Raw genomic sequence first — 22,248 nt, 5'->3', positions numbered from 1 at the left:
GGCGGACTCCACTCGTACAAATTCGAAAAGAATAGTAGGCGTTACTCTAAGAAACGTTCATTTTTGACACAGACGCTAAGAAAGCGCCTGCGACCGCTATCAGCGGTTTTCCGTCCTGCAATCACCGGAGGATCGTCAGCGGAAGGGCGGATCATAGCGCAAAGCGAGGCAGAGATCTTCCCTTTCTACACAGTTTTGATCCTTTTTATCCACAGGCCAGAGGCGCGCAAAGAAGTTTACGCCAGTTGCGGGAAAAACCAGCAGGGATCTGGCGCAATCCATTAAAATTTCGGGCGACATCTCATTTTATCCCCAGGATCCGGCAAGCCGATCGCAATAAGATCCCGTGCGATCCTTGCGCTTTAGTGCGGAGCCCGTATAATTCTCCACCCGACATTGAGCCATCAGGCGCAAAGTCGGGACTCTGCGGGCTGTATGCGGGTTTTCAGGCACTATGACACGCGAAGTAAATTGACTCGGGACTGTACAATTATTACAATCCCGCCTCTTTATTAAAGACACATTGAGGCGTAGGTCGATTTTCTGGCCCGAAACGCGTCACCCAGTGAAAATTTTCAAGTTTAGGTAGAAACCGCCATGAAACGCACTTTTCAACCGTCCGTACTGAAGCGCAACCGTTCACACGGTTTCCGTGCTCGTATGGCAACAAAAAATGGTCGTCAGGTTCTGGCACGTCGTCGTGCTAAAGGCCGTTCTCGTCTGACCGTTTCTAAGTAATAAAGCAAGCCCTGATGGGTAAGCTCGCATTTCCCAGGGAGTTACGTTTGTTAACTCCCACTCATTTCACTTTCGTCTTCCAGCAGCCACAACGGGCTGGCACGCCGCAAATTACTATTCTCGGCCGCCTTAACGCGCTGGGGCATCCCCGCATCGGTCTCACCGTCGCTAAAAAACATGTGAAACGCGCTCATGAACGCAACCGGATCAAGCGATTGACCCGCGAAAGCTTTCGTCTGCGTCAACATGAACTGCCGTCGATGGACTTCGTGGTGGTCGCGAAGAAGGGGGTTGCCGATCTGGATAACCGTATGCTGGCGGAAGCGTTGGAGAAATTATGGCGTCGTCACTGTCGCCTGGCGCGCGGCTCCTGATCGTCCTGATACGCGTCTATCAACGCGGCATCAGTCCATTACTGGGACCACACTGTCGGTTTCACCCGACCTGCTCTCATTACGGAATTGAGGCATTACGCAGGTTCGGCCTGATAAAAGGCAGTTGGTTGACATTAAAACGCGTATTAAAATGCCACCCCTTGAACCCGGGTGGTGACGATCCTGTGCCGCCAAAAACCTTTGATACCAGAGAACATTAACGATGGATTCGCAACGCAATCTCTTTCTCATCGCTTTTCTGTTCGTGACCTTTATGATCTGGCAAGCCTGGCAGACGGACCACGCTCCGCAGCCACAGCAGACGCAGACCACACAAGGCACAAACAGCGTAGCGGGTGATACCGCCAGTCAGGGTGTACCGGCCAGCGGTCAGGGCCAGACGATCACCGTTAAGACTGATGTCCTGTCATTGAATATCAACACCCGAGGCGGTGATGTTGAACAAGCACAGCTGCTGACTTTCCCGGACAAACTGGGTTCTAACCAGCCGTTCCAGCTGCTTGAAACAACGCCAGCGTTCCTTTATCAGGCACAGAGTGGTTTGACCGGTCGTAATGGCCCGGATAATCCGAACAACGGCGCGCGTCCGCTGTTCAACGCTGCGCAGGATCACTTCGAGATGGCTGATGGCCAGTCCGAACTGCGTGTGCCGATGACCTACACCGCTGAAAATGGCGTGGTTTACACCAAAACCTTCATCTTCAAGCGTGGCGAATATGCCGTTAATGTCGATTATCATGTCAACAACACCACCCAGCAGCCGCTGGAAGTGTCGCTGTTTGGCCAGTTGAAGCAGACCATCGATCTGCCTAAGCATCGTGATACCGGCAGCAACAACTTTGCTCTGCACACCTTCCGTGGCGCGGCCTACTCCACCAGCGAGTCGAAATATGAGAAGTATAAATTCGACACCATCGCGGATAACGAGAACCTGAACGCCACCACCAGCAATGGCTGGGTTGCGATGCTGCAGCAGTACTTTGCAACGGCATGGGTTCCGCGTACCGAAGGCACCAACACCCTTTACACCAGCAACCTGGGTAATGGCGTGGCGGCGATTGGCTATAAATCTGCACCGGTCACCATTGCCGCGGGCGCACAGCAGAATCTGGGTGCAACGCTGTGGGTCGGCCCGGAAATTCAGGACAAGATGGCAGCGATTGCGCCGCACCTTGATCTGACCGTGGATTACGGCTGGTTGTGGTTTATCTCTCAGCCGCTGTTCAAACTGCTGAAATTTATCCACAGCTTCATCGGTAACTGGGGCTTCTCCATTATCGTGATCACCTTCATCGTGCGCGGCATCATGTACCCGCTGACCAAAGCGCAGTACACCTCGATGGCGAAGATGCGCATGCTGCAGCCGAAAATTCAGGCGATGCGTGAGCGTCTGGGTGATGACAAGCAGAAGCAGAGCCAGGAAATGATGGCGCTGTATAAAGCAGAGAAAGTGAATCCGCTGGGTGGCTGTCTGCCGCTGGTGATTCAGATGCCAATCTTCCTGGCGCTCTACTACATGCTGTCAGGCTCGGTTGAACTGCGTCATGCGCCATTTATTCTGTGGATCCATGACCTGTCAGCGCAGGACCCGTACTACATCCTGCCGATTCTGATGGGCATCACCATGTTCTTCATTCAGAAGATGTCACCGACCACCGTGACCGATCCGATGCAGCAGAAGATCATGACGTATATGCCGGTGATTTTCACCGTGTTCTTCCTGTGGTTCCCGTCAGGTCTGGTGCTGTACTACATCGTCAGCAACCTGGTCACCATTCTCCAGCAGCAGCTGATTTATCGCGGCCTGGAAAAACGTGGTCTGCATAGCCGCGACAAGAAGAAAGCGTAAGCGATCCAGAGCGGGAGCAATCCCGCCCTAAAATAGTCTATTCTCAGGCGGTCAAAGCGACCGCCTGTGTTTTTTGTAGCGAGAGAAAATTTATGAGCCACAGCGATACCATTGTTGCCCAGGCGACGCCACCCGGACGCGGCGGCGTAGGCATTCTGCGCGTCTCTGGCGCCCAGGCGGCAGAGGTCGCCCGCCAGCTGCTGGGCAAACTGCCTAAGCCGCGTTACGCCGATTATCTGCCGTTCACCGATAGCGATGGCCGCGTGCTGGATCAGGGCATTGCGCTGTGGTTTCCTGGTCCTAACTCCTTTACCGGTGAAGATGTGCTGGAGCTGCAGGGCCACGGCGGCCCGGTGATCCTCGATCTGCTGCTGAAGCGCATCGTGGCGCTGCCGGGTGTGCGTATCGCCCAGCCGGGTGAGTTTTCAGAGCGTGCGTTTCTGAATGACAAGCTCGATCTGGCGCAGGCCGAAGCGATTGCTGACCTGATTGATGCCAGCTCTGAGCAGGCGGCGCGTTCGGCCGTGAACTCCCTGCAGGGCGTCTTCTCCACCCGTATCAATCATCTTGTGGAAGCACTTACTCACCTGCGGATCTATGTCGAAGCCGCTATCGACTTCCCGGATGAGGAGATCGATTTCCTCTCTGACGGCAGAATCGAAGCGCAGCTGAATACGGTGATCGGCGATCTGGATGCCGTTCGTGCCGAAGCGCGTCAGGGCAGCCTGCTGCGTGAAGGGATGAAAGTGGTGATTGCGGGCCGGCCTAATGCGGGCAAATCGAGCCTGCTGAATGCGCTGGCAGGCCGTGATGCCGCCATCGTCACGGATATCGCAGGCACCACCCGTGACGTGCTGCGTGAGCATATTCATATTGATGGCATGCCGCTGCATATCATCGACACCGCCGGTCTGCGTGAAGCCAGCGATGAAGTGGAGCGCATCGGGATTGAGCGCGCCTGGCAGGAGATCGAACAGGCTGACCGGGTGCTGTTTATGGTGGACGGCACGACGACCGACGCCACCGAAGCGGCGGCTATCTGGCCCGATTTCGTCTCCCGTCTGCCGCCGGAACTGCCGATTACCGTGGTCCGCAACAAGGCGGATGTCACCGGGGAGTCTCTCGGTCTGACAGAAGTAAATGGTCACTCACTGATTCGCCTGTCGGCACGCACCAGCGCGGGCGTGGATGAGCTGCGCGATCACCTGAAGCAGAGCATGGGCTTCGCCGGCAATATGGAAGGTGGCTTCCTGGCGCGTCGCCGTCATCTGCAGGCGCTGGAGCTGGCGGCAACGCACTTACAGCAGGGTAAAGCGCAGCTGCTCGGTGCCTGGGCCGGTGAGTTACTGGCGGAAGAGTTGCGTCTTGCCCAGCAGGCGTTAAGCGAGATCACCGGCGAGTTCACTTCTGACGATCTGCTGGGTCGCATCTTCTCCAGCTTCTGTATCGGTAAATAACCTTGCTGGCCTGATGGCGTCCTGCTGTCAGGCCAGATTTCCTGCCACGCTGCCTCCCTGTTATTCCCGCCTCTGCGTTGATTCTTGCTGATATGTTATTTTGCGGCGGCACGGCATTGCCGTATAACGGTTGAAGCGCCGATACGACGTGCGGCGACGGATTGCGGTGAATAATCCCCGCCTCATCCCGCCGCGCCGGTCCGGACGCAAACCCACTACGTGAACACCGTTGGGCGAATCTTTTCGCCTGAAACAGGAGAGTTGCATGAGTACACCGCTCGACACTGCCGCACTGGACACGCTGTTTAATGATGCCCGCACCCACAGTTACTGGCAGGCTAAGCCCGTCGATAACGCCCTGCTGGAGCAGCTCTATGCCCTGACGGCACTGGGCCCGACCTCGGCAAACTGCTCGCCTGCGCGATTTGTTTTCGTGACCTCGGCGGAAGGCAAAGAGAAGCTGAAACCGGCACTCTCTTCCGGCAATCTGGAAAAAACCATGAGCGCGCCGGTCACGGTGATTGTGGCCTGGGACCGCGAGTTCTATGAGCAGCTGCCCGCCCTGTTCCCGCATGCTGATGCGCGCAGCTGGTTTACCGGCAGCCCGGAAGCGGCAAAAGAGACCGCTTTCCGTAACAGCAGCCTGCAGGCGGGCTACCTGATTCTGGCGGCTCGTTCGCTGGGTCTGGATGCCGGTCCGATGTCCGGGTTTGATCCGGCCAAAGTCAATGACGCCTTTTTCCCCGACGGTCAGTATCAGGTTAACCTGCTGATTAACCTCGGCTACGGTGATGCATCAAAACTGCATCCGCGCCTGCCGCGACTGAGCTTTGAGCAGGCGAGCCGTTTCGCCTGATGCTGCCCGCGTCGCGAGTCGAATCGCGACGCGGATGACCTTATAAACAGCGTGTCATAGCGGCGCAGCATTTTCTGCAGGCGTCCCCTGATGAAACACCATTCGCCAGTTCTGACCCTCGCACAGCCAGTGTGAGGCGCGCAGTGCGGCCCGACTGCCATCGGCATCACAGCTCTGGTAGTGCAGTATCAGACTCATCTCGCCCGTGCTCACCAGCTGAAAGTTACTACTAAGCATATCGGGCATCGCATCTTCTTTTATCAGCGCCGCGATGGTCTGCGCGCGAGTCACAAAGCGTCCTGAACGGGTTATCTCACAAAAGTCGGGATGGAGTATCTGCTCCAGCCACGCCAGTTCCCGTCGCCTGGCACTGTGCAGGCTGCGCTCTCGTTTCACCATTTCGTCCAGCAACATGGCTAACCCTCCTGTTATTCTGTGCTGACAGGCAGCGGCAATAATTCCTTTAAGCTGTTGAAGATGGGCCTCGTGACGTTCCTGGCCGGTCAGCTCTCCCTCGCGATTCTGCTCATCCTATTCTGAATTTACCCCAATCCGTGCGTTGCCAGGTGCATTAAGGTAAGAAAATTCCTACAATGCTTCTGATGATTATCTGACCATTTTCACGGAGCGACAGATGGCTGGTCATTTTGTACGCTGGACGGGCGATCCCGGCTTCCCGGCTAATGATTTACGCATTCCCCAGGCTATCACCGACACGGCACAGCAGTTTGCTGACAAACGCCGTGGGCGATTTCTGGCCGCGCGTACCCTGCTGGCACAACTGATGCTACGGGTTTATGGCATTGGTGAACTGCCGCGCCTGCTTATTCAGGGCAACGGACGCCCCGTTTTTGCTGACAGCGATCTGCCTGATTTCAGCATCGCCTATGCGGGTAATACGGTGGGTGTGCTGCTGGCCGAAGAGGGTGGACGTGCCGGTCTGGATATGGAGATTGTGCATGCCAGAAGCCGTCAGACTCAGGAGCAGCTGATGCAGGGATTAACCTCGGGCGAGATCGCCTGGATCAATGCCCAGCAGGATGCCATGGAGGCGGTGACGCAGATCTGGACATTACGCCAGAGCATTCTCAAGCTGACGGGAGAGGGCGATCGGGGACTGGATTCGCTGCGCCTGTTGCCCGGTGCGGGTCGGCTGCGATCTTCACTCTATCCCGATATTCAGGTGGTGTGCGACGCGGAGCCCATGCTGGTCTGGTCGTGTGCGCTGTCGTCTGCGACTCAGCGTCTGCATCTGTGGGAGATGGATAACGCCTTTCAGTGGCATGCATTACGCGAAATAGAGATGGGTAAGCCCAACATCGGGCCTCATGCTTTGCGGCTGACCAGCCTGCCCAGCGAGCGCAGCCTGCATCCTGAAATGTAAAAAGCCGCAACCCGAAGGTTGCGGCCCTGAATGCGCTTAGTGCGCGTCTACAAAAACAATCTTCAGCACAAACAGCAGAGCAACAATCACTACGCAGGGGCTGATTTCACGCCAGCGGCCAGTACCCAGCTTCATGACGCAGTAAGCGATGAATCCCAGCGCAATGCCTTCGGTGATGGAAAAGCTGAAGGGCATCATGGCGGCGGTCACAAACGCCGGAACGGCTTCGGTCAAATCATCCCAGCGTACGCGCGACAGGCTGGCGGTCATTAACACCCCAACGTAAATCAGCGCGCCCGCAGCGGCGTAGGATGGCACCATCGCGGCCAGCGGTGACAGGAAGGTCACCAGCAGGAACAGCAGGCCGGTGACCACGGCCATCAGGCCGGTACGACCACCAATCGCCACGCCCGAGGTGCTTTCGATATAGGCGGTCACGGATGAGGTGCCCGCCAGCGCGCCACTCACTGAACTGATGCTGTCGACATAGAGTGCCTGCTGCATGCGCGGGAAAGTGCCGGTTTCATCAGTCAGTCCCGCTTTATCGGTGACGCCGATCAGCGTGCCGGAGGAGTCGAACAGATTGACCAGCATAAAGGAGAAGATCACGCCCGCCATGCCGATGTTGAACGCGCCTTTGATATCCACCTGGCCGACCACAGAAGTAATGGAAGGCGGCGCAGAAAACAGGCCGACAAACTTCACGTCACCCAGCATCCAGCCGATAGCAGTGGTAACCACCATCGAGATCAGCACTGCCGCGTGGATATTGCGTGATGCCAGAATGGCGATGATAAAGAAGCCCAGCGCGCCCAGCAGTACGCTGTGCGAGGTCAGGTTCCCCACGGCCACCAGGGTATCGGGATTCGGCACGATAATGCCGGCATTCTTCAGCCCCATCATGGCGATAAACAGGCCGATACCGGCGGTAATGCCGACGCGCAGGCTCAGCGGGATATTCGCAATCATCCAGTAGCGAACCCGCAGCAGCGTCAGGATCAGCAGGCCGACCGCACCCCAGAAGATCGCGCCCATACCCACCTGCCACGAATAGCCCATCGCACCAACCACCACAAAGGCAAAAAAGGCGTTCAGCCCCATTGCGGGCGCCAGCGCCACCGGCAGATTGGCAAACAGTCCCATCAGAATGCTGCCAAAGGCGGCAATCAGACAGGTGGTCACAAACACCGCCTGGGTATCCATGCCGGCGACGCCGAGGATCTGCGGATTGACGAAGACGATGTAGACCATCGTCAGAAAGGTGGTGATACCCGCGATCACTTCGGTGCGCACCGTGGTGCCATGTTCCTGCAGCCTGAAGATGCGCTGCAAAACGCCTTGCTTGCTCATGCCATCCATCCAGAAGAAAAAATCATCGGCGCGTATCCTGGCGATTTTACCGGGGCAATACAATGATTTTTCGCAACCGATTGCCAGTCTCGCAATCTGCGCTGAGTGCGGTAGAGTGTGGAGCATACCCCTGAATCGAAGGATAGAGTCTGATGTCAGTAGAATGCGTCTTTTTTGATTGCGATGGCACGCTGGTGGACAGTGAGTTGCTCTGTACCCAGGCCTACGTCAACACCTTTGCCCGTTACGGCCTGGAACTGTCACTGCAGCAGATGTTTGAGAAGTATAAGGGCGTCAAACTCTACGACATTATTCGTGACGTCGGCGACGCGCATCAGGTGACGCTGCCGATGGAAGAGGTGGAGACCGCCTATCGCGCAGAGGTCGCGCGGCTGTTTGATCAGCAACTGCAGCCCATCCCGGGCGCGAAAGCGCTGGTTGAGCAGATAAAGGTGCCGATGTGCGTGGTTTCAAACGGGACGGTAAAAAAGATGCAGCACTCGCTGGGCTTAACCGGCATGCTGCCGCTGTTTGCGGAGCACCTCTACAGCGGCTATGACATTCTGCACTGGAAGCCCGATCCGGAACTGATGTACCACGCGGCGGAACAGATGCAGGTGCCGATTGAGCGCTGCATTCTGGTGGATGACTCCGAAGCGGGCGCCCGCGCCGGTATCGCCGCCGGCATTCCGGTCTATTACTACTGCGCTGACCCGCACAACCCTGAACTGGATCACCCGCTGGTGACGCGCTTCGATGATATGGCGCAACTGCCTGCGCTGTGGCGCGCCCGTGGCTGGGATCTGGTGTAGCCCGGGCCAGCATGACACATACCGTCTGGTTTTTAACCCTGCCCGGCGTGATGGCGCTGGATCTCACCGGCCCGGCCGAGACGCTGAAGCTGGCGGGCGAACACTTTACGCTGCGCTACATCGGCCCGCAGCCGGAGGTGGTCTGCTCCACCGGCATGACCATTGGCGGCATCGAACCGTTACCTGAACAGTTGCCCGCCGGGAGTCTGCTGGTGGTGCCTGGCGTCTATGACTCGCAGGTCTGTTACGCCACGCCGCAGGCCGGAGAGGCTCGCGACTGGCTGATGCGCCAGCACGCCGCGCTGCGCGCGCAGACCTTTATGCTGGTCTGCGTCTGCTCGGGAGCGCTGCTGGCGGCGCAGGCAGGCATGCTGGATGACGTGCTCTGCACCACCCATCATGATGTGATTGCCCGCCTGAAAGCCGCGGCCCCGCGCGCACGGGTGCAGGAGAACCGGGTATTTGTCGGGCATGAGAATATCTGGACCAGCGCAGGCATCACGGCGGGAATCGATCTGGCGCTGCATCTGATTAATCAGCTCTGCGATACGCAAACCGCGCTGGCGGTAGCGCGGGAGATGGTGGTCTGGTTCCGCCGTGCTGGTGACGATCCGCAACTTTCGCCGTGGCTGCGTTACCGCAACCACATGCATCCGGCCATTCATCGGGCGCAGGATCTGATGATTGCCCATCCTGAGCAAGGCTGGACCCTGACCGAGCTGGCCGGACGCACGCATGTCAGTAGCCGCCATCTGGCGCGGCTGTTTCGCCAGCATCTGGGGATTAGCGTGCGTGAATACCATGAGCAGCTGCGGGTTGGCGTGGCACGCCAGCGTCAGCAGCAGGGTGAATCTGCCGAAAAAGCGGCGCTGGCGGCGGGGTTTTCATCGGCGCGCCAGCTACGGCGCGCCCGCCAGCGTGAAGCCGATCAGCTGACAAAGTGACGGGTATCGACGCGTTTCAGTGCCATACCCAGCAGCAGGCTGCCGCCCAGCGTCAGCCCGAACACCCAGGGCAGGTCGAGCCACGGACGTGACATATCATCGTAATGATGCGTTCGCAGGTAGTGAATGAACAGCGCATGAAAGCCGTAGATCGGCAGTGAATAGCGTGCAATCACCGTTAAACCCGGCAGCGTGCGCTGGTTCAGGCTGTTTTTAAACACGATCAGCAGGCTGATCGCGGCGATAAACACCAGCGGTCCGCAGTAGAGATACCAGGTGTCATTAAACGCCCCATTGACGATCAACGCCTGTTTCGTCCCCAATGTAATGCCAATCACACAGGCGATAAACAGTCCGGCAGCCAGCGGCGTCAGGCCGCGCCGGGTCGTCTCCATCGTGCCGATAGCCCGTCCCAGCAGCGCATAGAGCAGGTAGTAGATACTGTCACCGCTGACATAGAGATTAACCGGCAGAAAGTGAAATGGCCCCAGCGACTGGCTGACCGTATTGGGATTGGCGAGCACCGCCAGCACCAGCACCAGCAGCGCCACGTAGCGCGCCTGCACGGTTTTTACCTGGATCAGGGGCGACAGCAGATAGATGCCGATCAGCGCAAAGAAGAACCACAGGTGATAAAACACCGGCTTCTGCAGCATCTTCAGGATTGATCGCCCTTCGCTGATGGGGGTCAGCCAGGTGATATAGGCCAGCGATACCGCGCTGTAGAACAGCAGACAGAGCACCAGCCGGAGCATATGGCGCGGCTGGGCGCTGCGTTCGCCGAAAAACAGATAGCCGGAGATCATAAAGAACAGCGGAACACAGACGCGTGATGCTGAGTTCAGCAGATTAGCCGCATCCCAGGTGATGCCAGTCACCGCCATCGGCCCGGTGATATACCAGGTGGTGGTATGAATCACGATCACCATCAGACAGGCAACCGCGCGTAAATTATCGATCCAGTAAATCTTCTGCGGCATGGCATCCTCTTGCGCATCGCGTCCGTGCGCAAAAGGGTAGCCAAATGCGACCAGAGCAACAACTGCTGCCAGCAGGATTCGGAGCCATCTGTATGCCAGCGCACTGAATCACTGCGAAAACGCGCCGGTAGCGCCTGGGATTTACGGCTGCACATCGCGCGGTCAAAGGGTATACTGTCGGCCTCTTTTTTTAATCTAACCGAAGCGCGTGCACACTCAACATGCAAAAGTTTGATACCAAAACCTTTCAGGGGCTGATCCTGACCTTGCAGGATTACTGGGCGCGTCAGGGCTGCACCATTGTCCAACCGCTGGACATGGAAGTGGGCGCTGGCACTTCACACCCGATGACCTGCCTGCGCGCACTCGGCCCGGAGCCGATCGCCGCCGCTTACGTGCAGCCATCACGCCGTCCCACCGATGGCCGCTACGGTGAAAACCCGAACCGTCTGCAACACTATTACCAGTTCCAGGTGATCATCAAACCCTCACCGGACAACATTCAGGAGCTCTATCTTGGCTCGCTGAAAGAGCTGGGTATGGACCCGACGGTGCATGACATTCGCTTCGTGGAAGATAACTGGGAAAACCCGACGCTGGGTGCCTGGGGACTCGGCTGGGAAGTGTGGCTCAACGGCATGGAAGTGACGCAGTTCACCTACTTCCAGCAGGTTGGCGGCATGGAGTGTAAGCCGGTGACCGGCGAGATCACCTACGGTCTGGAGCGTCTGGCGATGTACATCCAGGGCGTCGACAGCGTTTACGATCTGGTGTGGAGCGACGGTCCGCTGGGCAAAACCACCTACGGCGACGTGTTCCATCAGAACGAAGTGGAGCAATCCACCTATAACTTCGAATACGCCGACGTTGATTTCCTCTTTACCTGCTTCGAGCAGTATGAGAAAGAGGCGCAGCATCTGCTGGCGCTGGAAAAACCGCTGCCACTGCCCGCCTACGAACGCATTCTGAAAGCGGCACACAGCTTCAACCTGCTGGATGCCCGCAAAGCGATCTCGGTAACAGAGCGTCAGCGCTATATTCTGCGCATTCGTACCCTGACCAAAGCCGTGGCTGAAGCTTACTACGCCTCTCGCGAGGCAATGGGCTTCCCGATGTGCAATAACAAAAAGTAAGAGGCAGCCATGACTGAACAAACCTTCCTGGTGGAGATCGGCACCGAAGAGCTGCCACCAAAAGCCCTGCGCAGCCTGGCAGAAGCCTTTGCCGCGCAGGTCACTGCTGAACTGGATGCCGCTAACCTGAGCCACGGCGAGGTCCGCTGGTTTGCTGCGCCGCGTCGTCTGGCGCTGAAAGTCGCAAACCTGAGCGCCTCACAACCCGATCGGGAAGTAGAGAAGCGCGGACCGGCGATCTCTGCGGCGTTTGACGCTGACGGCAACGCGACCAAAGCCGCTGAAGGCTGGGCGCGTGGCAACGGCATCACCGTCGATCAGGCTGAACGTCTCGCCACCGATAAAGGCGAATGGCTGGTTTATCGCGCCCAGGTTAAAGGCGAAGCGGCCCAGGCGCTGCTGCCCGCAATGATCGCTACCGCGCTCAGCAAGCTGCCGGTGCCAAAACTGATGCGCTGGGGCGACAGCGATGTGCAGTTTGTCCGTCCGGTGCACACCGTGACGATGCTGCTGGGTGATGAGCTGATCCCTGGCACCATTCTGGGCATCGCGTCAGACCGGATTATTCGTGGTCACCGCTTTATGGGTGAAAGCGAAATCACGCTCGAAAGCGCCGATCAATACCCTGATGTGCTGGAAAAACGCGGCCAGGTCATTGCCGACTATCAGGTCCGCAAAGCGATGATCAAAGCCGATGCTGAAGCGGCAGCACGCCGTTTAGGCGGCAACGCTGATATCAGCGACAGCCTGCTGGAAGAGGTGACATCGCTGGTGGAGTGGCCGGTGGTCCTGACCGCGACCTTTGAAGAGAAATTCCTCAAGGTGCCTGCGGAAGCGCTGGTCTACACCATGAAAGGCGATCAGAAGTATTTCCCGGTGTATGACAATGACGGCAACCTGATGCCGAACTTCATTTTCGTCACCAACATCGAATCCAGCGATCCGCGCCAGATTATCTCCGGCAACGAAAAAGTGGTACGTCCACGCCTGGCCGATGCGGAGTTCTTCTTTAATAACGACCGCAAAAAGCGTCTGGAAGATCACCTGCCGCGTCTGGAGACGGTGCTGTTCCAGAAAGAGCTGGGCACGCTGCGTGATAAAACCGATCGCATTCAGGCCCTCGCGGGCTGGATTGCCGGTGAAATTGGCGCAGATGTGAATCACGCCACCCGCGCGGGCCTGCTGTCGAAGTGTGACCTGATGACCAACATGGTCTTCGAGTTCACCGACACCCAGGGCGTGATGGGCATGCACTACGCGCGTCACGACGGCGAAGCCGAAGATGTGGCGGTGGCGCTGAATGAGCAGTATCAGCCGCGCTTTGCCGGTGACGCTCTGCCGTCCAGCCCTGTCGCCTGTGCACTGGCGATTGCCGATAAAATGGATACGCTGGCCGGTATTTTCGGCATTGGTCAGCATCCAAAAGGCGACAAAGATCCGTTCGCACTGCGTCGTGCGGCGCTGGGCGTGCTGCGTATCATCGTTGAGAAGAACCTGCCGCTCGACCTGCAGACTCTGACCGAAGAAGCGGTGCGCCTGTATGGCAGCAAGCTGAGCAACGCCCGCGTGGTGGATGATGTGATCGACTTTATGCTGGGTCGCTTCCGCGCCTGGTATCAGGAAGAGGGTCACAGCATCGACACGCTGCAGGCGGTTCTGGCGCGTCGTCCGACCCGTCCGGCTGACTTTGATGCACGCATGAAAGCGGTGTCGCACTTCCGTACGCTGGAAGCAGCCGCAGCACTGGCGGCGGCGAACAAGCGCGTCTCTAACATTCTGGCGAAATCGACCGAAACGCTGAATGAAAGTGTGCAGGCGTCGCTGCTGAAAGAGAACGAAGAGATCCAGCTGGCGACCTTTGTCACTGCGCTGAGCAGCAAGCTGCAGCCTTACTTTGCTGAAGGCCGCTATCAGGATGCGCTGGTCGAACTGGCACAGCTGCGTACTGCGGTAGACAACTTCTTCGATAAAGTGATGGTTAACGCCGACGATCAGGCGGTGCGGGTTAATCGCCTGACGCTGCTGTCAAAACTGCGTGAGCTGTTCCTGCAGGTCGCGGATATCTCGCTGCTGCAGTAATGCTATTTGTTGTGCAGAAAAGGGACGAGCAATCGTCCCTTTTTTTATGGGATTTTTTGGCCTTATGTCTTCAACTCATACCTGAGTGTGACCGCTATAGCGGCCATTTTTTAGGGTGCAAATGAATACGCTAAAGTGCTCAAACTGCCATTGCCGGTCATCAAAAATCGGCTGTGTTGATGCGCCACTTGATAAATATTGAATATATATCAAATAGTTACTTTCTGATTTTTTCCTGGAATACCCTAAGATTTTTTCAAAATCCGGAGGTTAAGAAACCGCCCGAAAAATAGCCAACCCTCTTGTTTTTCCCCTTTCCTGATGGATAATTCGCCAGAATTTACACCCGGTTACAGTTAGTGAAATGGAATTTTCATGAAAAGGATTTGTTTATTGCTCTGGCATCCGCCAGTGCGTCTGCTCGCCATGGTGGCGGGCGCGTTGCTCTGCTCTGCTTTCCCGGTGATGGCAGCCCCGCCAGCCGATAATCCCCGTGAAGAAGGCCAGGCGATTGATGCCCGCGAGCAACTGCGTCAGCAGACGCGTGAAAATAATCCTAAAAGGTGTTTAGATGAATGTCTCAAATATGGATATGCAGCAAAAACTTGAACTTTCCATCACTAAGGCTGCAAAAATTCTGCCTGGTGATGTCGGTCAACAGTTGTTGGCAATGCTGACCCCTCAGGCATTGGCCACAATGGCTGCAATAACTGGTTTATGGGCTGGTGCACACTTTTTTGGTATTGGTGAGTTAGCTGACCTCATTCTGATTGTGGCGGGTTGGGTTGCCGTAGGTGGTGTGGCTGTTGAGGCTTCAAAAAAGCTCTACGAATTCAGTAAGACCACATACAAAGCCAGGACCGAAAGTGATCTTGATGATGCGGCTGCCTGTTTAGCGGCAGCCATTACCATGATTGGCGTAGATACTGTGATGGCGATTTTACTGAAAAAGAACCCTCGCGACGCCTTCAGGCATTCATACAGAAATATACGTATGCCTAAATACAGCGCATCAGTGGGCCGCGCAATGAATGGCCCCCGAAACACTTCTTCATCCTGGCGGTATCGCCCAAAAATCCGCTTTACTGATAGGCAAAATGCCGGGTTAGGTTCAACTAATTTATGGGGTGACATTACTATTGGCAGAGCCTACGACCGTACAGTAAAAACAGCGGAACAAGCGGCTGAGGATGTTCTGGCGGCCATATATCATGAGCGGGTACATTCCTCCATTGCGCCAAAGTTTTATCTGCTTCGAGAGCTTAGAGCCTTTATGCATACTAGCTCCTACAACAGGTCATATATTTTACGGTATCTGGAAGAAGCATTTGCCGAGATGGTTGGGCTAATGAGAGCGAAAGGAATGTCACCACGTTATGTTATTAATGGTTTCAAATTCCCGTTAACCAATAACTATGAGATTACCTTTACCGCACTTCGACATGAAGCAGCTGGCGTACTTCTTGGGCCGGTTGTTGTAGGCGGTGCTATGTACAATGTCTATTATGGAATTCAGCAATGATAAGCTTAGAAGACGCTAAGGACGCCGCTCGTGACTACGCATCCCGGCATAAAATGGGATGGAGTGAGAAATTTACTTTCATTCAAACGGCTTTTTATGATGGTGTTGAATGCTATATCGTTGAGACTTCTAGCGAAGATGTAGAAAACAAGTCATGGATGGAGATTGAGACCTCTACTCCCGTGAATATTTACGTCGATATGAAAACCGGAAAATGTTTTGGGCATCAGTTTGGTAATAGGGGTTTTAACAAGGGTATTTAATATTCTCAATCATTGACCAGCTAATACCGTGTGGCCTGGCCTTTGCCGTAGACGGCGTCGCCCGCCATGACGGCGACACAGAACTTACGACGGGTGATAACACATCGGGTCGCCCACTGTTACCGGCTGAACTGGCTCTGACGGCGCTACAACAGCTGGAGAAAGTCGCCACAACCATCCCCAATAATGGTCTGTTCAGCCAGCACACTGCTGCCGGCAGTCCGTTCCTGATTGTGACTGACGAGCGCTTTACCAGTCAGAGCAAATTTATCAGCAGCGACTATCTGCTTGAACGGGTGGGTTACGACCCGTCACAGGTGCATAAACGCCTGGGCGACGGTTTTTATGAGCAGCGTCTGGTACGCGAGCAGGTCCTGAAACTGACCGGCAGGCCTTCCGTTAACGGCTGGGATGCGATGAAGCAGTATCAGGAGCTAATGAACAACGGCTCTAAAGTGGCGCAGGATTTCCATCTGGTGCCGGGCTTGGCGTTGACGCCGCAGCAGATTGCGGCGCTGCAACAGGATATCGTCTGGCTGGTCAGCGAAACGGTTGATACGGAAGACGGCCCTCAGACGGTGTGGGTGCCGAAAGTTTATCTGGCACAGACCACGCTGCGCCTGACTGGCGCGGGCGCGGTGATTGGCGGCGGTAATCTGCAGCTCTCGGCAGACAGCGTGACCAATGCCGGTAACCTCTTTGCGGACCAGGCGCTCTCCATCGACAGCGGGCAGTTTCAGCACCTGGGCGGCGACATCACGGCGGGCAGCATTGATGTGAAGGCGGAGACGCTGACGATCAGTACCGATCTGCAGAATGCCCTGCATCAGGCGACGATGAGCGCTGACGATATCAGCCTCAGCGGCACTGATATCCGGCTACAGGGCGCGAAGCTGGATGCCACCGATAATCTCAGCCTGAGCGCACGCAACAACCTTGAGATTGGTGCCGCAAAAAGCAGTCACAGCGGCAGCCTGAGCGTTATCTCCGGGGCTATGGGCAACCGCACCAGAGACGGCCTGGAAGAGGCGGGTAAGCGCATGGCCCAGGTCAGCGGCGAGTGGCAGCAGGCGCAGGGCAGCGAGCTTAACGCCGGTGGCAATCTTCTGCTCTCGGCCGATCTTGACCTGATGCTGACGGAGCCAGACCAACAAGTGATGGCACAGGATTAGTCAGTGCTGATGGAACCAGAATTTATAGATCCCCTAAAGAAAAGCCAAATGCTCCGGATTCATTAAATCCAACGGGAACTCAGGCTAACTTTGAAAGTTATACAAAAAATATTGAAACAGGAAAAATGGATAAAACTGGTAACGGTCACTTGAATATTTCAGGGGAAAATAAATGAAAGCATCTCTGAGAAGTATTGGTTGTGATTGGCTTGATTTATCAAGTTATGAACCTGAAGAAGATGATTGTTTTCAATTTTTAGCCCATTTATGTATAGGGCCATCAGAAGAAAAAGGAATAAATCATTTTGAGGTTTATGTCTGTACCCCAGAATGGCTCTGCAAACATCACTGGCTACCAGAATTGATGCGCCATACGCTTCTGGTGCGTAAATACGATCTGGATGAGATCACCAAAACCATTACGGATTATATCGACCAGTGCGAAGGGAGAGACTGGATGGAGATAGCGCATAAACTCTCCCGCGTATTTGCCTGGGAATATGAAGATTATCAGCCTTAAACGTTAAATCCCGGCCAGTGAGCCGGGATTTTGCTTTTAATCCCTAAATCCTTCCCGCTTACCGCCGCTGCAAACGGAGCATACCGGGCGCAGCGGTAATCTCCAGCTGTTCCGCCTCAGTGATATCAAAACCGGTCAGCCAGTCGCCGCCGATAATCAGCTCACCGTTCTCCCGCACCCAGTACGCCCCCAAATCCTGCCACTGCTGGCTGGCTTCGCAGAGTTCTTCCCACTCAGCTTCATCGATCACGGTTGTTACCGAAATCTTGTTATCGCGCAGCACCAGACGGACTGGCGCGTCACTGGTAAATCCGAGCGCGTCAAGCTGAGTGCCCGCGATGTTCAGCTCCGGCACCGACCCTTGGATAAGGCTGATATTCATAAATCATCCTCCCTGACGGTCGCGATGCGGATAATCAGCTGGCCTTGTTCGGCGATGATATTTACGGGCTGTCCTTTAATAAATCCCCACTGTTCCAGCCATCGTCCTTTGATGGTCAGTTGGGGTAACGGATTCGGTCTGCCACCGTTGGGGCGATACCCGACGATGCTTTTACGTGCTTGGGGTGTGACGGGTTCTGACGTAGAATCTGCTCTAGCCATAATTAACTCCAGTTCAGTTAGTTGTGGTCAGCGGGCTGTTGGTGTTCCACCACCTTCAGCTCGCGCTAAAAATCTCTCGTTACGTTCTTCCTTTTCTGTTTTCTCCTGTTCAAATATACACCGCCCGCTTTGTAAACTCGCTGAAAGCTAAGTAATAAACTGCGAGTCGTCTCTGAAAAACGGATTGTTTTTTCCATTTACTATTTCGTTTACATCCTCTTCTCAATACTCTCTTCAGCATCTGCAGCCAGCCATTTGTTTATATGGGTATGGCGATTTCCGGCATCGCATAAGAGTGAAATGATGATGACAGGGAAAAGGATGACAGGCATGATGACACCACAAATGACACCACGCGAGAGTCAGGTTATGAGTACTATCCACTTCAGGATTGATGAGGACGTTAAACGGCTGGCGATGCGGGCAGCAGAGCGCCAGAAGATGACGCTGACAGAGGTTATGCGTCAGCGAGCGGAAGAGCTGGCTGCTGAAGAGCGGCAATATCAGGATGGCCAACATGATGCATGGCTGGAAGAGCAAATCACGGCGGCATTTAGTCGTTATGAAGCCGGTGATAGCGAGTTCATCAGTAACGATGAAATGAATGCCCGCATGGAAGAACTGAAAGCGCAGGCCGCGCGGGGAACGTTGTGATATCAGCCGTTCAATGGGAAAAACAGGCGCAGGCAGACAGGGAGACGATATTTCGTTATCTGTATCGTGAGGCTGGCCTGCTGGTAGCCAGTGCAACAGACGATAAGTTTACCCGTATGGCCAGTCTGATTAGCGAAAACCCGCGGGCCGGAACAAAAGTCGGCACAGAAAAACAATATAAACTGGTGGTGTCACGCTTTCCGTTCATCATCATCTATGTTGCCGAAGCAGATGGCGTTCGCATCCTGCGGGTACTTCATACATCCCGGAAAATATCAGGCCGCTATCAAAGATAGTTAGCCTGTTCATCCAGCATCAGATTGTCAGGCATAAGAACGTCGTCAGATAGAACGGCACGCCTCAGAGCTGGATTAGACAATTAGCCCCAAAACCGAATCTCGTTAACCTTGTCACCTGCCAGCCACAGCACCCATCACGCCGCAGGCGGCGTTGTCCGCGCAAAGCTCTCGCGCTGAAACAGCGTTTCCGCCAGCTTCACCAGCGCCGGTCGTTCAACACACCAGTTCGGCACTACGCGGCGGAAATTGAGGTAGCCGATCATGCAACCGGTGGCGATATCCGCCAGATTGAGCTGGCCGTTGTTAAGCCATTTCCCCTCTGCCGCCTTCGCTTCCAGCATGTCGAGGCTGCGCTGAATCTTTTCACGATTGCGCAGCAGCACCTCTTCCGACTGCAAATCCCCCGGACGCATCTGCTCGCGCACGATCACCAGCGCGGCATCGCTGACGCCATCCGCCAGCTTCTCCAGCTGACGGATGTTAAGCGATTCAAGCGGATCGGCAGGCAGCAGAGCAGGCTCCACGCCACGCAGTTCCAGAAACTCCGCAATGATGCTGGAATCGAACCAGATTTGCTTATCGTCAGCGACCAGCGCCGGAACTTTGCCCAGCGGATTGTAGTGCGGCACGTGGCTGTCATCGCTGTAAGGCGATGCGTTAACGAATTCAAAAATAATGCCTTTTTCCAGCATGATAATCGAAATCTTACGCACAAACGGGCTGGTATAGCTGCCAATCAGTTTCATCGGGTTCTCCAGAGTCAGTGACTATTCGCCAGGAAACATAAAGGGATTGAGACTGCTGCGTGCGAAGCCTTCCTGCTCCATTCTGGCATCCAGTATCAGCGATGCCAGGTCATCTGCCACCGGTTCAATGGCCGGATCTTTCTCCTGATAGAGCATCTTCAGGTAAGTGCCGCAGTCGCCACAGCTCTCTGCTTTCACCGCCGCCCGTTCGCTGTCGATCGACCAGTAGTGCAGATCACGGGACTGTTCGCACTGGGTACATTTGCTGCGCACCACATGCCATTCACTTTCGCACAGATTACAGTGCAGATAGCGCGCGCCTTCATGACTGCCCATATGCACCACGCTGGCGACCGGCATACTGGCGCAGACCGGACAGAACTGGCGCTGATCGCCCATCTCAGCGCGGGCTTTGCCTGGGATCAGGGCCGCCATCTGCGCCCAGTAGAGCGAGAGTGCTGCCCAGATAAAGGGCGCTTTGTCGCTGCTGACCAGCGCATACTCGCCGGTAAACAGCGCACTGGCCAGCGTCTCCAGCTCGGTGGCGGACGCCTTCTCCAGATTCTCCAGCACCGCCAGTGCCTGACCGCTCATCTCCGGCTTCAGCTCGGCAATCAGTGAATGCAGCAGTCGTTGCCAGTGGGGATCGCGCGGCAGGGTATGAATATTCAGCGGCGGCTTGCCCTCGCTGGCGCTCTGCGTCAGGCGGGCATGCAGGTCGATGTGCAGCGGATGGTCATACAGCACAATCTCCTGCGCTTCAGCGATCACCGCCGCAAAGCGCAGGTAGTCGCCGAGTGGGTTTTTCGCCGCCAGGTCACGCAGTCGCGCAGCACGACGGCTGTATAAATTTTTCAGCCGTGGAAAAAGTAACGGCGGAATCATCTCCGCCGTTGTCTTTTCGCCTTTCTCCAGCTGATCTTGCGGGATTATGCGAATACTCATCAGGGGCGTTTTTCCTGTTTTATTGGCGGATTACGCTGCTCACGATACCAGCGAGGATGGTGCTGCCTGGCCCATTCGGCGCTGACCCAGCCTTCCACCATCGCGGTCAGTGTGCCTTTGACCCACAACGCAGCATAAATGTGCACCATAATGACGATGATCAGCGCCACCGCTGACACCGAATGTACCACCAACGCCAGACGAATCAGCGGAATGGCGAAGGCATCGGCAAAGTAAGGTCGCCAGATCACGATGCCACTGGCAAGCAGCAACACTAAGCTGATAATAGCAGCCCAGAACACACACTTCTGACCAAAGTTATATTTACCGGTATCACCTACTTCTTCATTCAGCGCAATCCGGTGAATGTTTCTGGCCCAGTAAAGGTCATCGCGATTAATCAGGTTGTGTTTCCAGTAACGCAAAAACATCAGCATAAAAGCAACGAACATCACCACACCGACAAAAGGATGCAGGATACGCGCCAGTTGTGGTGTGCCAAATATCTGCATCAGCCAGTTGAACGACGGAAAGAAAAACCCTAATCCACTTAACGCGGCCATGACAAAGCAAATCGCGACAATCCAGTGATTGATGCGTTCGGGGGCGCGGTAACGCACCAGATGATCGGGCTTTTTCATTATTTGCGCTCCTCAGGGTGATCGTCGTTGTCGTCGTGCTCTTCAGTGACGCGATTCGGGCCAACGCCAACATAGTGAAAAATAGAGGCGGCGAACGTAGCGGCAAAACCCACCGCCGCCAGCGGTTTCCAGATCCCCTTCCAGAAGGTCACCGTCGGGCTGATGCCTGGGTTAGCAGGCAGCCCGTGATAGAGCTGAGGCTTGTCGGCATGATGCAGCACATACATCACGTGGGTGCCACCCACGCCTTCCGGGTTGTAGAGACCAGCCTGCGCAAACCCGCGCGACTTCAGCTCCGCTACGCGTTCCTCCGCCAGCGTGAGCATGTCGCTTTTGCTGCCGAAATGAATGGCACCGGTCGGACAGGTCTTCACACAGGCAGGCTCCTGGCCGACGCTGACGCGATCCACGCACAGGGTGCATTTGTAGGCGCGGTTATCCTCTTTGTTGAGCCGCGGCACGTTGAACGGGCAACCCGCAATACAGTAGCCGCAGCCGATACACTGCTCAGACTGGAAATCGACGATGCCGTTGGCGTACTGAATAATGGCACCTGCCGACGGACAGGCTTTCAGGCAGCCGGGATCGGCGCAGTGCATGCAGCCATCTTTGCGAATCAGCCAGGCCAGCTTGCCGTTCTCTTCAACTTCCGAGAAACGCATCACCGTCCATGATTTGGCGGTCAAATCGGTAGGGTTGTCATAGATCCCGATGTTATGACCGACTTCATCGCGGATGTCGTTCCATTCGGAGCAGGCGACCTGACAGCCTTTACAGCCAATACAGGTGGTGACGTCGATCAGCTTCGCGACTTCACGCTGGTGATCGCGCGCCTGTGGCGGTGGGGTAAAGCCGTTGGTCGCTGAGCGACGGATAATATCTTGTGATTGATAAGCCATTGTCATC

27 protein-coding genes are annotated in these 22,248 nt (G+C 55.7%); 18 read left to right on the top strand and 9 right to left on the bottom strand.

Annotation, left to right across the window (positions count from 1 at the left end):
* The first annotated feature begins 597 nt into the window (after positions 1 to 597).
* The 6 genes from rpmH (at position 598) to ACR8BN_RS18910 (ending at position 5,295) form a co-directional block, all read left to right on the top strand.
* Positions 598 to 738, top strand: coding sequence for a 50S ribosomal protein L34 (gene rpmH / locus ACR8BN_RS18935; RefSeq protein WP_003849659.1), 141 nt, complete (start codon positions 598 to 600; stop codon positions 736 to 738).
* A 14-nt stretch (positions 739 to 752) separates the two neighbouring features.
* Positions 753 to 1,112, top strand: coding sequence for a ribonuclease P protein component (rnpA, locus tag ACR8BN_RS18930; RefSeq protein WP_008926396.1), 360 nt, complete (start codon positions 753 to 755; stop codon positions 1,110 to 1,112).
* The gene (yidD, locus tag ACR8BN_RS18925) at positions 1,076 to 1,333 is read left to right on the top strand and encodes a membrane protein insertion efficiency factor YidD (protein ID WP_008926397.1); all 258 of its coding nucleotides are present in this window, start codon (positions 1,076 to 1,078) and stop codon (positions 1,331 to 1,333) included. Before rnpA ends, yidD begins: the two co-directional genes overlap by 37 nt.
* Before the next feature lie 2 nt (positions 1,334 to 1,335).
* Positions 1,336 to 2,982, top strand: coding sequence for a membrane protein insertase YidC (yidC, locus tag ACR8BN_RS18920; protein ID WP_010258933.1), 1,647 nt, complete (start codon positions 1,336 to 1,338; stop codon positions 2,980 to 2,982).
* 92 nt (positions 2,983 to 3,074) lie between these two features.
* The gene (gene mnmE, locus ACR8BN_RS18915) at positions 3,075 to 4,439 is read left to right on the top strand and encodes a tRNA uridine-5-carboxymethylaminomethyl(34) synthesis GTPase MnmE (protein ID WP_010258935.1); all 1,365 of its coding nucleotides are present in this window, start codon (positions 3,075 to 3,077) and stop codon (positions 4,437 to 4,439) included.
* 265 nt (positions 4,440 to 4,704) lie between these two features.
* A complete protein-coding gene (locus ACR8BN_RS18910; RefSeq protein WP_010258936.1) occupies positions 4,705 to 5,295 on the top strand; it encodes a malonic semialdehyde reductase in 591 nt (196 codons plus the stop codon).
* A 54-nt stretch (positions 5,296 to 5,349) separates the two neighbouring features.
* Here ACR8BN_RS18910 and ACR8BN_RS18905 read toward each other — a convergent pair whose 3' ends face one another.
* Entirely contained in the window at positions 5,350 to 5,709 is a 360-nt protein-coding gene (locus ACR8BN_RS18905; protein WP_069025563.1) for a DUF4440 domain-containing protein, read from the bottom strand.
* A 220-nt stretch (positions 5,710 to 5,929) separates the two neighbouring features.
* Here ACR8BN_RS18905 and ACR8BN_RS18900 point away from each other — a divergent pair, with 220 nt between their 5' ends.
* The gene (locus tag ACR8BN_RS18900) at positions 5,930 to 6,679 is read left to right on the top strand and encodes a 4'-phosphopantetheinyl transferase family protein (RefSeq protein ID WP_143991296.1); all 750 of its coding nucleotides are present in this window, start codon (positions 5,930 to 5,932) and stop codon (positions 6,677 to 6,679) included.
* 36 nt (positions 6,680 to 6,715) lie between these two features.
* Here ACR8BN_RS18900 and ACR8BN_RS18895 read toward each other — a convergent pair whose 3' ends face one another.
* The gene (locus ACR8BN_RS18895) at positions 6,716 to 8,029 is read right to left on the bottom strand and encodes an NCS2 family permease (RefSeq protein ID WP_010258938.1); all 1,314 of its coding nucleotides are present in this window, start codon (positions 8,027 to 8,029) and stop codon (positions 6,716 to 6,718) included.
* A 152-nt stretch (positions 8,030 to 8,181) separates the two neighbouring features.
* Between ACR8BN_RS18895 and yieH the strand changes: the two genes are divergently transcribed.
* Positions 8,182 to 8,841: a 6-phosphogluconate phosphatase gene (yieH, locus tag ACR8BN_RS18890; RefSeq protein WP_010258939.1), complete on the top strand. Its 660-nt coding sequence runs from the start codon at positions 8,182 to 8,184 to the stop codon at positions 8,839 to 8,841.
* A gap of 11 nt (positions 8,842 to 8,852) precedes the next feature.
* Entirely contained in the window at positions 8,853 to 9,785 is a 933-nt protein-coding gene (locus ACR8BN_RS18885; RefSeq protein ID WP_425021987.1) for a GlxA family transcriptional regulator, read from the top strand.
* Here ACR8BN_RS18885 and ACR8BN_RS18880 read toward each other — a convergent pair.
* Positions 9,770 to 10,765, bottom strand: a complete 996-nt coding sequence (locus ACR8BN_RS18880) for an acyltransferase (RefSeq protein WP_010671618.1) — start codon at positions 10,763 to 10,765, stop codon at positions 9,770 to 9,772. The two genes, ACR8BN_RS18885 and ACR8BN_RS18880, sit on opposite strands and share 16 nt — an antisense overlap.
* A 221-nt stretch (positions 10,766 to 10,986) precedes the next feature.
* Between ACR8BN_RS18880 and glyQ the strand changes: the two genes are divergently transcribed.
* The 7 genes from glyQ (at position 10,987) to ACR8BN_RS18845 (ending at position 17,454) form a co-directional block, all read left to right on the top strand.
* Positions 10,987 to 11,898 (top strand): glycine--tRNA ligase subunit alpha, encoded by a 912-nt coding sequence (glyQ, locus tag ACR8BN_RS18875; RefSeq protein WP_010258942.1) that lies wholly within the window; start codon positions 10,987 to 10,989, stop codon positions 11,896 to 11,898.
* 9 nt (positions 11,899 to 11,907) lie between these two features.
* Positions 11,908 to 13,977: a glycine--tRNA ligase subunit beta gene (gene glyS, locus ACR8BN_RS18870; RefSeq protein WP_434747226.1), complete on the top strand. Its 2,070-nt coding sequence runs from the start codon at positions 11,908 to 11,910 to the stop codon at positions 13,975 to 13,977.
* A gap of 375 nt (positions 13,978 to 14,352) precedes the next feature.
* Positions 14,353 to 14,586: a hypothetical protein gene (locus ACR8BN_RS18865; RefSeq protein ID WP_227024349.1), complete on the top strand. Its 234-nt coding sequence runs from the start codon at positions 14,353 to 14,355 to the stop codon at positions 14,584 to 14,586.
* Complete coding sequence (locus ACR8BN_RS18860) at positions 14,549 to 15,499, top strand: hypothetical protein (RefSeq protein WP_109652838.1); 951 nt, start codon at positions 14,549 to 14,551, stop codon at positions 15,497 to 15,499. Before ACR8BN_RS18865 ends, ACR8BN_RS18860 begins: the two co-directional genes overlap by 38 nt.
* The gene (locus ACR8BN_RS18855; protein ID WP_031593498.1) at positions 15,496 to 15,762 is read left to right on the top strand and encodes a hypothetical protein; all 267 of its coding nucleotides are present in this window, start codon (positions 15,496 to 15,498) and stop codon (positions 15,760 to 15,762) included. Before ACR8BN_RS18860 ends, ACR8BN_RS18855 begins: the two co-directional genes overlap by 4 nt.
* 233 nt (positions 15,763 to 15,995) lie before the next feature.
* Entirely contained in the window at positions 15,996 to 16,934 is a 939-nt protein-coding gene (locus tag ACR8BN_RS18850; RefSeq protein ID WP_434747225.1) for a hemagglutinin repeat-containing protein, read from the top strand.
* A 172-nt stretch (positions 16,935 to 17,106) separates the two neighbouring features.
* Positions 17,107 to 17,454, top strand: a complete 348-nt coding sequence (locus ACR8BN_RS18845; protein ID WP_031593501.1) for an immunity 8 family protein — start codon at positions 17,107 to 17,109, stop codon at positions 17,452 to 17,454.
* 58 nt (positions 17,455 to 17,512) lie between these two features.
* Here the strand turns inward: ACR8BN_RS18845 and ACR8BN_RS18840 are convergent, their stop codons facing one another.
* Positions 17,513 to 17,836, bottom strand: coding sequence for a hypothetical protein (locus tag ACR8BN_RS18840; RefSeq protein WP_191939429.1), 324 nt, complete (start codon positions 17,834 to 17,836; stop codon positions 17,513 to 17,515).
* Positions 17,833 to 18,057 carry a SymE family type I addiction module toxin gene (locus tag ACR8BN_RS18835; RefSeq protein WP_191939430.1) on the bottom strand — a complete coding sequence of 75 codons (225 nt, stop codon included), beginning with the start codon at positions 18,055 to 18,057 and terminating at the stop codon, positions 17,833 to 17,835. Before ACR8BN_RS18835 ends, ACR8BN_RS18840 begins: the two co-directional genes overlap by 4 nt.
* Positions 18,058 to 18,426: 369 nt before the next feature.
* Here ACR8BN_RS18835 and ACR8BN_RS18830 point away from each other — a divergent pair, with 369 nt between their 5' ends.
* Together ACR8BN_RS18830 and ACR8BN_RS18825 are read left to right on the top strand one after the other, a co-directional pair.
* On the top strand, positions 18,427 to 18,711 hold the full coding sequence (locus ACR8BN_RS18830; RefSeq protein WP_010671631.1) for a DNA-damage-inducible protein J: 285 nt from the start codon (positions 18,427 to 18,429) through the stop codon (positions 18,709 to 18,711).
* A complete protein-coding gene (locus ACR8BN_RS18825; RefSeq protein WP_434747224.1) occupies positions 18,708 to 19,007 on the top strand; it encodes a type II toxin-antitoxin system RelE/ParE family toxin in 300 nt (99 codons plus the stop codon). The genes ACR8BN_RS18830 and ACR8BN_RS18825 overlap by 4 nt, the downstream gene beginning before the upstream one ends.
* A gap of 137 nt (positions 19,008 to 19,144) precedes the next feature.
* Here ACR8BN_RS18825 and ACR8BN_RS18820 read toward each other — a convergent pair whose 3' ends face one another.
* The 4 genes from ACR8BN_RS18820 to fdxH are packed head-to-tail and all read right to left on the bottom strand — an operon-like array spanning position 19,145 to position 22,241.
* Positions 19,145 to 19,756, bottom strand: coding sequence for a glutathione S-transferase (locus ACR8BN_RS18820; protein WP_031593505.1), 612 nt, complete (start codon positions 19,754 to 19,756; stop codon positions 19,145 to 19,147).
* Between the two features lie 21 nt (positions 19,757 to 19,777).
* Positions 19,778 to 20,701 carry a formate dehydrogenase accessory protein FdhE gene (gene fdhE, locus ACR8BN_RS18815; RefSeq protein ID WP_010257482.1) on the bottom strand — a complete coding sequence of 308 codons (924 nt, stop codon included), beginning with the start codon at positions 20,699 to 20,701 and terminating at the stop codon, positions 19,778 to 19,780.
* Positions 20,701 to 21,342, bottom strand: coding sequence for a formate dehydrogenase cytochrome b556 subunit (fdoI, locus tag ACR8BN_RS18810; RefSeq protein WP_010257478.1), 642 nt, complete (start codon positions 21,340 to 21,342; stop codon positions 20,701 to 20,703). The genes fdhE and fdoI overlap by 1 nt, the downstream gene beginning before the upstream one ends.
* The gene (gene fdxH, locus ACR8BN_RS18805; protein WP_083070431.1) at positions 21,342 to 22,241 is read right to left on the bottom strand and encodes a formate dehydrogenase subunit beta; all 900 of its coding nucleotides are present in this window, start codon (positions 22,239 to 22,241) and stop codon (positions 21,342 to 21,344) included. The genes fdoI and fdxH overlap by 1 nt, the downstream gene beginning before the upstream one ends.
* Positions 22,242 to 22,248 lie beyond the last annotated feature (7 nt).

It is taken from the genome of Pantoea sp. Lu_F5_004 (assembly GCF_051136245.1).
Classification (GTDB): domain Bacteria; phylum Pseudomonadota; class Gammaproteobacteria; order Enterobacterales; family Enterobacteriaceae; genus Pantoea; species Pantoea agglomerans.
The sequence above is the reverse complement of the archived record's forward strand: the minus strand, read 5'-3'. Positions and strand labels throughout refer to the sequence as shown.